We start from the raw sequence: 11,904 nt of genomic DNA, 5'->3' as shown, positions 1-11,904 counted from the left end.
TTTAACTACGATTATATGAATACTTTTAAAATATTTAGTGCAGTTTGTCTTATTGCTTTTTCGTCTAGCTATGCACAAAAAAATGCAATTGTAGCGCATCGCGGAGCTTGGAAAAAAAACAATCTACCTGAAAATTCTATTGCATCTTTAAGACATGCAATCGATTTAAAATTGCCAGGTTCGGAGTTTGATGTTTGGAGAACGGCAGACGATTCACTTGTAATTAATCATGATGCCCATTACAACAAACTGCTTATTGAAGAAACCAATTATGCAGATTTGATAAAATTTAAACTTTCAAACGGAGAAAAGCTTCCAACACTTCATGAATATATTTCAGAAGGAATGCGAAATAATAAACATACGCTTTTGGTTTGCGAAATCAAGCCTTCAGAAATTAGTAAAGAAAGAGGACAAAAAACTGGTGCAGCAGCAGTCGAAACCATTAAAAAATTAAAAGCCGATAAAAATACCTGCTACATCAGTTTTGATTATGATATTCTGAAAAAAATTAGAGAAATAGATTCTAAAACTTCTCTGCAATATTTAGAAGGAAATAAATCGCCAAAAGAAGTAAAGGCAGATAAAATTAATGGTGTTGACTATCATTATTCTGTTTTTCAAAAGCATCCGGAATGGATTCAAGAAGCTAAAGACAATAAAGTGATCTTAAATGCTTGGACTGTTAATGACGCAAAAGATATGGATTGGATTATTGCTCATAAATTCAATTACATTACAACAAATGAACCCGAACTTTTAAAGGAAAGAAAAGAGATTAAAAAATAGTCTTTAAAGCTTAACTTAAGAAAATCTAACCATGAAGAAATTATATAAAAAACTAACGCCTATTGTATTGCTTTCGATGCTTTTCGGAAACAGTCTTTTGGCGCAAAATTCTGGTAAAACAGAATGGTTTGACCCGAGCAGACCTGCAACGACTTATTGTAATCCAATAAATATTGGTTACAATTTTACGACTCATAATCACAATGGAATTCCAGAATCACGCCGTTCAAGCGCCGATCCTGTAATTATTACTTATAAAGGCGAATATTATTTATTTGCCACCAATCAGGCAGGTTTCTTTTGGAGTAAAGATATGTCAGATTGGAATTTCGTTTACGGAAGTTTTCAAAGACAGCCAGGCGATGATGACCAATGTGCTCCAGCTGCTTGGGTTGTAAATGACACTTTATTTTATGTTGGTTCAACTTGGAAGAGAGATCATCCTATTTGGAAAACGGCAGATCCAAAATCAGGAAGATGGACGCGTCACGTAGACAAAGCAATGCTGCCAACTTGGGATCCAGCGATTTTTCAAGATGACGATAAAAAAGTATATATGTACTATGGTTCAAGCGGAAAACTACCACTTGTAGGTGTTGAGGTTGATTATAAAACTTGGCTTCCAAAAGGAAATCAGGCTGATTATGCGACTTTATACAAAGCAACAGAGGTAGAGGATATTCAAAAACCTTATGGACAAATTAAAGAAGCAGCTATTTTAGATCCTTCGGCTCACGGATGGGAGCGTTTTGGACCAAACAATGATATGGAACCAGCGCCATGGGGAAATTTTATTGAAGGGGCTTGGATGACAAAACACAATGGAAAATATTATATGCAATACGGGGCGCCTGCGACCGAGTTTAAAGGCTACGCAAACGGTGTTCATGTTGGCGATAATCCGTTAGGGCCATTTACGTATCAGAAACACAATCCGATGTCTTATAAACCAGGCGGATTTGTAATTGGAGCAGGACACGGAAATACTTTTGCTGATAATTATGGAAATTATTGGAATACTGGAACGTGTAAAATTTCAATAAAAGACCGTTTTGAGCGTCGTATAGATATGTTTCCTGCCGGATTTGATAAAGATGATGTAATGTATTCTATTACAGCTTATGGAGATTTTCCAATTGTATTGCCAACAAGTGAACGTGACCAAACAAGAGGCGCTTCATCTGGATGGATGTTGCTTTCATATAAAAAGCCTGTAACGGTTTCTTCTTCTGAGGAATGTATGGAAGTGGAAACCCACAGAATGGATCATGGAGGTAAAAAAGTGTATGAGAAATTCTGTTACGGACCAGAAAATCTGACAGATGAAAACATTCAAACCTATTGGTCTGCAAAAACAAATAATCCAGGCGAATGGCTTCAAATGGATTTAGGACGTCAAATGGAAATAAATGCTTTGCAGATAAATTATGCAGATCATAAAGCGACACAGTTTAATAAAGCAATGGATATTTATTACCAATATAAAATATTCATGTCTGATGATGCTCAAAATTGGACTTTGGTTGTTGATAAATCTAAAAATGATAAAGATGCACCGCATGATTATGTAGAGCTTTCAAAATCGATAAAAGCACGTTACATTAAAATGGAGAACATTCACAATGCATCAGGTTTGTTTGCGATTTCTGATTTTAGAGTTTTTGGAAATGGATTGGCTGCAAAACCAAAATCTGTTACTTCTTTTAAAGTAGACAGAAACAAAGCAGATTCTAGAAACGCCATGATTTCATGGAAAAAACAGTCAGATGCAATTGGGTATAACATTTATTACGGAATTGCTCCTGACAAATTGTACAATAGCATTATGGTGTATGGTGATAATACGTACGATTTTAGAGGCTTAGATAAAGGCACAAAATACTATTTTACAATAGAACCTTTTAATGAAAATGGCATTGGAACAAAAAATAAGATTATCGAAGTAAAATAATCTTTATTTATAGAATATGTAAAAGCTCCGATTGGAAATTGAAAAATTTGCAATTGGAGTTTTTTTTTGAGAAAAGGTTGAGAAAAAAACTTCAGAAATGTCGATAATTTTGTTCCTTTGTGAATGTACCATCGGTATACTAAACTCCAAATTACTACAGAAACTATGAAAAAAACGATTCTTTTAACTGCTTTAGTTTTAAACGGATTGACATCTTTTGCTCAGACAAATGATGAAAAAAACATTAAATTATTTTACAAAAAAGCTTTAACCGAAGCAAAATGCTACACTTGGCTAGAATATCTGTCAAATGATATTGGCGCTCGTTTGTCTGGATCTAAAGGTGCAGAACAAGCAGTTGAGTACACTAAAAGCCAATTAGAAAGTTTAGGGCTTGATAAAGTTTATTTACAAGAAGTTATGGTGCCACACTGGGTTCGTGGCGAAAAAGAAACTGCATACATTCTTAATGGAAAAGTAAAAACTACAGTGCCGATTTGTGCATTGGGAGGTTCAGTTGCAACTCCAAAAACGGGTCTTACAGCAGAAATAATTGAGGTTCAGGGAATAAAAGAGTTGAATGAACTTGGAGCTGATAAAGTAAAAGGTAAAATTGTTTTCTATAACAGACCAATGAATCCTGAAAATATTGAAACCTTTACTTCTTACGGAGCTTGTGTTGATCAAAGATATGCAGGAGCAAAAGAAGCTGCAAAATTGGGAGCAGTAGGAACAATTGTTCGTTCTATGAATTTACGTTTAGACGATTTCCCTCATACAGGAGCTCAAAGTTATGGAGATTTGCCAAAAGCACAATATATTCCAACAGCTGCAATTAGCACAAATGGAGCTGAATTGTTGAGTAAATCTTTAAAAGCAAATCCAGCTTTGAAATTTTATTTTAAACAATCTTGCGAGACTTTACCAGATGCATTGTCTTATAACGTAATTGGTGAATTGACTGGAACTGTAACTCCAGAAAACATTATGGTTGTTGGTGGGCATTTAGATTCTTGGGATTTAGCAGATGGTTCTCACGATGATGGAGCGGGAGTAGTGCAGAGTATGGAAGTAATTCGTATTTTGAAAAACTTGAATTACAAGCCTAAAAATACGATTCGTGTTGTGTTGTTTATGAATGAAGAAAATGGCGGAAAAGGTGGTGCTAAATATGAAGAAGTTTCAAAACAAAATAAAGAGAATCATATTTTTGCATTGGAAAGTGATTCAGGCGGATTTTCTCCAAGAGGATTTTCAATTGAAGCTGACGACGTTAATTTGAAAAAGATACAAGGTTATAAAGATCTTTTTGAGCCTTATTTAGTGCACAGTTTTACAATTGGCCACGCAGGTTCAGATATTAATCATTTAACCTCACAAGCTATTGTTAAAGCAGGTTTGAAACCAGATTCTCAGCGTTATTTTGATTACCACCACGCTGCAAATGATAAATTTGATGCTATCAATAAAAGAGAATTAGAGCTTGGTGCTGCAACAATGACTTCATTAATGTATTTGTTAGACCAAAACGGAATCGAAACTAAAAAGGCAAATTAAGTTTCAAAAATAATAAATCGAAAAGGGTTGTCTCAAAAGGATAGCTCTTTTTTTGTAAGCTTCGGAGAAGCTGCATATTTATAGAAAAGGAAAAAATGTTTCCAAATATAAAGTTCCAGCGGAGCGACATATTAAACTATATGTCGCTCCGCTGGAGCTTTTTTCATTTTCTTATTGAAATTCTATAAATATTTTACCCCTCTGGGGTTTATGGTAGTGTTTTTTATGAATATGATTTTAAAGATCAAGATCTCATTACAACCAGATAATACAAAAAGGTGATTGGAATGTTAGAAAGCAACAATATGATTTTAAAACCAATGTCTTTTCGTTGTTGAGGTAAATGAATAAACTTTTCGGCTAAATGAAAAAACATAATCAAATTGACTACAATAGCCGCTAAAGCAAATGGCCACGCAATTACCAAAACATTTGGACTTTCATTTGAAATAATATAAAGCATAAACAGTATTGTACTAATTGTAAATGTGCCAACCGCCAATTCTATAGATTGCTTTTCTTGAAAAGGTTTTTTGTGTATTGTTTTCATTATTTTTTAAATATTAAAAGTTTGCTGAATAGTTTGAATTGGCATAAAAAGCATTTTTGAAAAATCGAGATAATGAAAAGCATTTGCCTTTTTTCCTCTTTTAAATTGCTGAATGAAGTAGCTCATTCGTTTTGGGTAAAAAATAGTTCCAGTTGCTATTACCATAAACAGATACAAGCTTTTCTTTCCGTTTCCGAGTAAATAATATTGCATACCGATTTCTTCATAAACTGAAACTCCAGTATTGGTCAAAACATGAATAATGTCGTGATCTTCTAGTTTTTCCTGAATATCAAAATGGTTTTTGTAAAGAAAACTTCCCAAGCCAAATCCTAGACTTTCTTCAGGATAGCTCATTAAGTGAGTCTTGTTGATGTCCCAAGGTTCATTCTTTTTAAAATATTTTTGATACGGTTTTTTAGAACATTCATACAGTTTTTCAATCAAATAATCTCTCATAAGGTATTAGTTTAAAAGTTCTTTGAATTTCAAAGTTGATTAGCAAATAAAAAAGCTAGAATGAATTAAGACTAGCTTTTTAAGATATTAATAAGTGTCTACTACTGTTTTTAATATATTAGATTCGGCAATATCAGAAGGAGTAACGACTTTTTCCTCTAACGGAATATCGTTACCGTAACGCTCTTTTAGTATTTTCTGAACTCTTGGATCTTGCAAATTAAAATCTTTCAATTCTCTAAGCTTAGACAATTCGATTCCTGCGGCATTTTTGTAAATCTTCCAAATCAATTCAGAGCAATATATTCTGTTGTCAGTCCATTCAAAATAAGCATCATATTCTTTACCGTCGAATTGCTGGCTATAATCTTTCATTTTTTGTAAAACCTCCGGATTTAAAACACTATCGTCTTTTAATCTTTTTACGAGATATTTGCTATCTTTTCCGTGTTTGATCCAGTCTTCAAGTGGAGTAAGTTTTACCGGCTGAACGGCTTCAAAAACAAACCAATTTCCGTTAATATCGTAAATAATGCCACAATGTGAGAATTTAGAGTTTGTTGCAATTCGAACGGCTTCGCATTGTTTAGATTCCGAAGTTTGAAAAATAAGATCGCCATCTTTAAACTTGCTCACTGTTGTTTTTTCTTTTTCTTCTTTGTTTCCTGTAAATGTATTATTTGGAAAAACTTTTATAGCAACAAACAAGGCACAGCCAAAGCTTATGATAAAAGTAATGATCGGGAATAGATATTTTTTGATTTTCATAAAGTATAGTTTAAAGTACTTTGAGTTGCAAAGTAAATGATAAAAAAAATAGCTGCCAAATAAAATGACAGCTATTTTCTAAATATATTTTGCGAAATATTAGATTCTAAAAATACCTCCAACTGCAATAATTCGTTGGAAATAAGTAAAGTGCTGAGAAGCTTTATCTTCAGGACTTGTAGTAGTTTTAATATCCTGCATGTTGATATAACCACCTTTTAACTCTCCTTGAACATAGAAATGTTTAAAAAAGGTAATATTTAAACCAGCTTTTGCAGAAACCCCATAACCAGAAACATGAAAATCATCATGGCGCTCTTTACCTAAAATTGTAGTATTAGTTTTTGGATATAAAACACCAGCTCCAATACCTTCAGTTAAGTTAATCTGAACTTTGTCAATATTTGGCAATCCAAACCATTTAGAAACATCATCAAATCTGGCAACTTCAGTATTAATGTAGTTTAATCCATCTGTATGTTCGTACATTAAAAAAGCTGGACCGTTTACATTTATTTCACCATTGCCGTAACCACCTTCTTTGGCTCCTCCTTGAGACATATCGACAGGAGTATTGTTGTAATTACCATTGTAAATTGATGCAGGATCATCTGAAGGCAAATTGATGTTTCCGGTAACATTTGCAATTTGATTTTGTGCCATTACATATTTCATATGGTCAACACCAATTGTAACACTATAATGATCACTGAAAAAATATCCTAATCTCAAATTAGTTTGAGGAATAGTCATATTTACAGGATTAACATAGTCTACGTGCCATCCTTTTGGTTTGTCATGAGCAGACATATTCTCAACAGTAAAATTGTAATCTTTACCTCTAAAGTTTACATCAGATTTTGAGTAGCTTTCTCTATTACCGCCCCACATTACAAAGAATTTACCTTTGTTGTGTGCGGCATATTTTTGTACTGGTATTTCTTCCTGAGCAAATGTGTTTAAAGAAACACAAGTCAGTAAGAAAAATAAAATTTTTGTTTTCAAAGAACTTAAGTATTATAAAATTATTAAAAGGCGTTTACAGTTTTTCTGATGGCTACCAACTTGTTCATTAAACCTTCAAAATAGTCTAAATGAAGCATATTAGCACCATCACTTTTTGCATTTGCAGGATCAAAATGTGTTTCAATAAAAATGCCATCAACACCAACTGCAATACCAGCTTTTGCTACTGTTTCGATCATGTCAGGTCTTCCACCTGTAACTCCAGCAGTTTGATTTGGCTGTTGAAGAGAGTGCGTTACGTCTAGAACTGTAGAAGCATATTGCTGCATAGTAGGAATTCCTCTAAAATCAACAATCATGTCTTGGTAGCCAAACATTGTACCACGATCTGTAACCATAACATTTTCGTTATTACAGTCTAAAACTTTCTGAACAGCATGTTTCATGCTTTCTGGACTCATAAATTGTCCTTTTTTCAAGTTTACTGTTTTTCCTGTGTTGGCAGCTGCTACTACAAGATCAGTCTGGCGAACCAAGAAAGCAGGAATTTGTAATACATCTACATATTGTGCTGCCATATCAGCATCTTCATTGGTATGAATATCTGTTACTGTTGGAACGTGGAAAGTTTCAGAAACTTTTCTTAAGATTTTTAATGCTTTTTCGTCACCAATTCCAGAAAAACTGTCAATTCTAGAACGGTTTGCTTTTTTAAAAGATCCTTTAAATACATAAGGAATCTGAAGATTGTCGGTAATACCAACTAGTTTTTCAGCAATTCTAAGAGCCATTTCCTCTCCTTCAATAGCGCAAGGCCCTGCTAATAAAAAGAAATTTCCGCTGTCAGTATGCTTAATTTGTGGAATATGTTGTAAGTTCATAAAATTATTTTTTTGCAATGCAAAGGTAGTTATGATTTATGAATAGCAGATGAAGATTTAAGATTATTTTAAGAACTCTAATAACTGACCTGTAGCTTAGTAAAATTAACGAATTGCTAAAATTTCTTTAGAATGATTAAATGCTTTTTCCGAGGCAATATTAAAGCATGAAAAGGAACTAATAGATGACATTTATCATGTTTTTAGAGTTTTGCAGTTTAATTGTCTTTTTAGACTTATCTTTTTTGGAATTGCTAACAGGGCAGAAATTTAGTAGAATTAATATGTTTTTAATTATTAAGAAAATTTTGGGTGGTCAAATGTTCTCCAAAATGATGAACAATTTCATTTAAAAAATATTCCTGTTGGGTTTTATTAAAGGCCGAAGTAGCATCCGAAATGACATAAGTATTATAACTTCTTTCATGTGCATCTCTTAAAGTGCTTTCTACACAAACATGAGTTGCATAACCTACAATGTAAAGATTTTCAATTTTATTGTTACGAAGATAAACATCTAGATTAGAGCCCGTAAATCCACTTGCACCAGTACGTCCAGTTACAATGAATTCGCCTTGAATAGGTTTTACACTTTCATAAAATTGAGAACCAAATTCATTAATCGGAAATGTTCCAGCCTTTGGAATAGCTTTTCGTAATCCGCTTTTGCCATTTGCTAGTTCAGGATAACCTTTTTCAAAGCGTAATCCAACATGAATGACTTCGATGTTGTTTTTACGTGAATAGGTAAGAAGCTTTTCAATGTTTGTGATTGAATTTAACATCATTTGCTCGTCAGCTATTAATAATTTTCGCAATTTGCCACTTTCATGCATCCATTCGTTTTGAGTTTCTATTAAAATAAGAGCGGCTTTCTCTTTTGTTTGCGATTCAATTGTATTCATGTTTAGAATAGTTAGAATTAATAAAAATAATATTCTCATAATGATTGATTATAAATTAAGCTGAAGTGGGTTTGTAATGTGCTCGTTTGATATCTTAGCAACGGCTTTCCATCCATCTGGGTATTTTATATAAGAAAGGTAATCTGTTATGATTAATTTCTGATCTCTATAAAATTCTATTTTTACAGAAGCTATGTTTTTTGTAATGTCTAGAATTTCAATAGTATATTCCAAATTTCTAATGCCAGAATTTCTTTTGTCAGGAGAATTTTTATAATCTTCGACAACTTTTATCCAGGTTTTTAAAGGAAGACGAAAAAGATCATTTTCTTTTGCGATAACTATTGCAAAATCAGGATGAAAACCTCTAGCCATTTCTTTAGTGTCCAATTTGTTTAATGCCCCATTTGCAAAAGTTTCTTCAACCATTTTTTTTAAGATCTCTTTTTCAGAATTGGAATCTAAAACATTTACTTTGATCCAGTTATCGTGAAGCCATTTTTCAGTAATACGCTCGTGTTTGTTATTATCCCACTTTATATTACGTTCGAATGTAATGACAGAATTATCAAAACCAACTATAACCCAGACATAATCTTGGCGAGAAGCATTGTAGCATTTATATTTCATTCCGCTGACAATGGTTTCAGTTTTATTTATTGTCACTTTTTCATCATGTCTTTCAATCCACAGATTTTTTAATTCACCAGCTAAGGAATTATCCAACTTCAATAAAAAGTCTTTAGCTGTTTTTTCTGCATCTTTTTTTGAAACTATTTTTGAATTAGAATATTTTTGATCCATTATGGTAAATCCTAAAATCTGCTTGTCTTTTTCTGAAATAACAAATGAGAAATGTTCTTCTGTATCGTTATTTTCAGGTTTTTCAAAACGAAATAAAAAGGCGGGAGTATTATCTGCTTTTATTCTTTTTACTGATTTAAAATAATAATCAGAAGGAATTGTTATCACTTCTCTGAAAGCATTTAAATGAGATTTTGCCTCATGGTAAGATACTTTTTCCATGGTATATGTTTTAGAATTATGGGCTTTTGCTATCATAGCAGATGTTGAAAAAGTTATTAATACTGTAAAAATTAAAATTGTATTTTTCATTCCTAAATTGTTTTTAATTGTCAATAATTGTAAATAATTTACAATTGCAAATTAAGGACTGTTATTTTATATTTGCAACATTAATTGCAAATAATTTACAAAATGGGTAAAGCAAAAGCAAATAAAGACTTGTCATTTGATTTTGATTTTTTAGATAAATTGGTAGTTGGTATTGGAGAAGTATCGCAGATTACAGGTATTCCAACACGTCAAATTCGTTATTGGGAAGATAAAGGAATTATATCAAGTCTTACCGAAGAAGAGGGTAAGAACCGTAGGTATAATTATGAAAATATAAAAAAAATGCTCCTAATAAAAGAGCTTACAGATGAAGGCTATACCCTAGATGCTTCTGCAGAAAAGGTGAAGAAACGTATGGAAATGATTGAAGAAACTTTAAGCAAATTGCAAAAAAAATAATCGCTGTACTGCTTTTTAGTTTTGACTAATCTGTCTTTTCGATCTATTTTCTCTCCATCTTTTGATCAAAAATTGTATCACAATAATCAAAATCAGTATGAAAAGTAAAAAGAAAGAAGCCATAGCAATGCCTAAAAGAGGCATTCCACATCTTACAGGATTTGGATATTGTTCATATTGTTTTGAAAAATTATAATCTGCAATATTAAAAGCCGCAAAGGAAAGTGCAATTTGTAGAATAAAATTAATCCAGGAAATACGGTTGAATTTTAATGACGTGGGTTTATATACAGAAAAGGTACCTAATATTAATTGTGATAATACGGGTAAAATAATGAGCAGCAATGGCAATAAATTAAGCATAATCCTAATCTGAGCCTATTTATTTCAACCTCAATCCTACAGGAACCATTAAAACTCCTTTTTCATAAATGTTTAAATAAAGCTTAACGGGCTTTTTTTGACCTTCCCATTTCAGTTCATAAACATTTAGGAATCCAGCACCCATATTGCTTCGTTTAGTAGGGAATGGGCAGCAGGTTTCTAATCTAGAATACGTTATTTTTTCGCCATTCGGACCAGCTAAAGCATTTAAGAAACGAATTTCATTTAACGTTTCATTATTGGTGTTCTGATAAAATATATTAATAGGATAATCGGGATCGTAACCGTATTTTTTGTCTTTGGCAAACTGTGTTATAGAAAAAGTATTATCCTTTTTCAAAATCAAATCTGGCGCATTGTCATCTACATTTTTTAAAGTCGATTTTGTACTTACGCAAGAAGTAACACTAATAAATAAAACAATTAAAAGAGCTATTTTTTTCATGGTTGAGGTTATTGGACAATTAAACTGTTTGCTCTACTTTTTTTGGATTTAGCCTTAAGATACCAACTACAATCAGATATTGTGCCAGAAGATAAGTCAGCATAATAAAAAAAGAACTTTTAGGGATTGGAGCATAAAATTTATTTAGAGCCAGAATGCTATCAGAAATAATAAAGAAAATTGCTCCTAAAAAAACAAACTGATTTCCTGGTTTTTCCCAAACCAAAAATCCGTTCAATGCAAATAAAAGCATGATTGAAATAACTGAAGCATAAATAGAAACCGGAATTTCAAGTTCTCCTAAATGCGGCATTAAAAAAGAAACCATTCCAATTAAGTAAAATGCAATCAAGACACTGCCGAATATAAAAAGAGGTTTGTTCTGTTTTTTTCTAATTCTTTTCTGCTTATTAAAAAGAATGCAGTAAATTATGTGTGCTGTCAAAAAGAATACAAGACCTAAAATAAAGTAAATTTCTCCAAGGTCTGTAAAAAGCAGTGTGACATCTCCAAGCCATGAAAGTGTAAGTGCAGCCAATAAAATGTTCTGACTCGGAAATGCCCTATAAAAATAAGCTCCAAACCCAATAATAGGTATTAGAATGGGTTTGAGAAAGAGGTCTAAACGCTCGTGGCCAGTAAGCAGAATAATGAGGTAGACCAAACTAAATGCTAAATAAATTTTAAAAAAGGAAGAGTTTCTCATAATAGGG

Annotated in this window: 14 protein-coding genes; 4 read left to right on the top strand and 10 right to left on the bottom strand. The window is 32.5% G+C overall.

Annotated features, from left to right (window positions below; translation table 11 throughout):
* Window positions 1-15: 15 nt before the first annotated feature.
* The 3 genes from DM397_RS07810 (at window position 16) to DM397_RS07800 (ending at window position 4,297) form a co-directional block, all read left to right on the top strand.
* The gene (locus DM397_RS07810) at window positions 16-789 is read left to right on the top strand and encodes a glycerophosphodiester phosphodiesterase family protein (protein ID WP_111376993.1); all 774 of its coding nucleotides are present in this window, start codon (window positions 16-18) and stop codon (window positions 787-789) included.
* Between the two features lie 31 nt (window positions 790-820).
* Complete coding sequence (locus DM397_RS07805; protein WP_111376992.1) at window positions 821-2,740, top strand: discoidin domain-containing protein; 1,920 nt, start codon at window positions 821-823, stop codon at window positions 2,738-2,740.
* 165 nt (window positions 2,741-2,905) lie between these two features.
* A complete protein-coding gene (locus tag DM397_RS07800) occupies window positions 2,906-4,297 on the top strand; it encodes a M20/M25/M40 family metallo-hydrolase (RefSeq protein WP_111377091.1) in 1,392 nt (463 codons plus the stop codon).
* A gap of 244 nt (window positions 4,298-4,541) precedes the next feature.
* On the opposite strand, the gene DM397_RS07795 is transcribed toward DM397_RS07800, so the two are convergent.
* The 7 genes from DM397_RS07795 to DM397_RS07765 all read right to left on the bottom strand — a co-directional run bounded on the left by DM397_RS07795 (window position 4,542) and on the right by DM397_RS07765 (window position 9,942).
* Window positions 4,542-4,847: a hypothetical protein gene (locus DM397_RS07795; RefSeq protein WP_111376991.1), complete on the bottom strand. Its 306-nt coding sequence runs from the start codon at window positions 4,845-4,847 to the stop codon at window positions 4,542-4,544.
* A gap of 6 nt (window positions 4,848-4,853) precedes the next feature.
* A complete protein-coding gene (locus DM397_RS07790) occupies window positions 4,854-5,306 on the bottom strand; it encodes a hypothetical protein (protein ID WP_111376990.1) in 453 nt (150 codons plus the stop codon).
* Between the two features lie 87 nt (window positions 5,307-5,393).
* Window positions 5,394-6,074 (bottom strand): YiiX family permuted papain-like enzyme, encoded by a 681-nt coding sequence (locus DM397_RS07785; RefSeq protein ID WP_111376989.1) that lies wholly within the window; start codon window positions 6,072-6,074, stop codon window positions 5,394-5,396.
* Window positions 6,075-6,173: 99 nt separating this feature from the next.
* Window positions 6,174-7,079 carry a hypothetical protein gene (locus DM397_RS07780; protein ID WP_111376988.1) on the bottom strand — a complete coding sequence of 302 codons (906 nt, stop codon included), beginning with the start codon at window positions 7,077-7,079 and terminating at the stop codon, window positions 6,174-6,176.
* A 23-nt stretch (window positions 7,080-7,102) separates the two neighbouring features.
* Window positions 7,103-7,921 (bottom strand): 3-deoxy-8-phosphooctulonate synthase, encoded by an 819-nt coding sequence (kdsA, locus tag DM397_RS07775; protein WP_111376987.1) that lies wholly within the window; start codon window positions 7,919-7,921, stop codon window positions 7,103-7,105.
* A 290-nt stretch (window positions 7,922-8,211) separates the two neighbouring features.
* Entirely contained in the window at window positions 8,212-8,826 is a 615-nt protein-coding gene (locus tag DM397_RS07770) for a cysteine hydrolase (protein WP_239457816.1), read from the bottom strand.
* A 48-nt stretch (window positions 8,827-8,874) separates the two neighbouring features.
* Window positions 8,875-9,942 carry a nuclear transport factor 2 family protein gene (locus DM397_RS07765; RefSeq protein ID WP_142479059.1) on the bottom strand — a complete coding sequence of 356 codons (1,068 nt, stop codon included), beginning with the start codon at window positions 9,940-9,942 and terminating at the stop codon, window positions 8,875-8,877.
* A 102-nt stretch (window positions 9,943-10,044) separates the two neighbouring features.
* Between DM397_RS07765 and DM397_RS07760 the strand changes: the two genes are divergently transcribed.
* Complete coding sequence (locus DM397_RS07760; RefSeq protein ID WP_111376984.1) at window positions 10,045-10,362, top strand: MerR family transcriptional regulator; 318 nt, start codon at window positions 10,045-10,047, stop codon at window positions 10,360-10,362.
* A 15-nt stretch (window positions 10,363-10,377) separates the two neighbouring features.
* On the opposite strand, the gene DM397_RS07755 is transcribed toward DM397_RS07760, so the two are convergent.
* From DM397_RS07755 to DM397_RS07745, 3 genes are read right to left on the bottom strand one after another with little or no spacing between them, the layout of a single operon-like run.
* On the bottom strand, window positions 10,378-10,725 hold the full coding sequence (locus DM397_RS07755; RefSeq protein WP_111376983.1) for a hypothetical protein: 348 nt from the start codon (window positions 10,723-10,725) through the stop codon (window positions 10,378-10,380).
* A 19-nt stretch (window positions 10,726-10,744) separates the two neighbouring features.
* The gene (locus DM397_RS07750) at window positions 10,745-11,191 is read right to left on the bottom strand and encodes a 2-dehydro-3-deoxyphosphooctonate aldolase (protein WP_111376982.1); all 447 of its coding nucleotides are present in this window, start codon (window positions 11,189-11,191) and stop codon (window positions 10,745-10,747) included.
* Between the two features lie 19 nt (window positions 11,192-11,210).
* Complete coding sequence (locus DM397_RS07745; protein WP_111376981.1) at window positions 11,211-11,897, bottom strand: lysoplasmalogenase; 687 nt, start codon at window positions 11,895-11,897, stop codon at window positions 11,211-11,213.
* Between the last annotated feature and the right edge of the window lie 7 nt (window positions 11,898-11,904).

The sequence above is a fragment of the Flavobacterium nitrogenifigens genome, assembly GCF_003254565.1.
GTDB lineage: Bacteria > Bacteroidota > Bacteroidia > Flavobacteriales > Flavobacteriaceae > Flavobacterium > Flavobacterium nitrogenifigens.
Note: the sequence above shows the minus strand (reverse complement) of the source record. Positions and strands in the feature narration are given on the sequence as shown.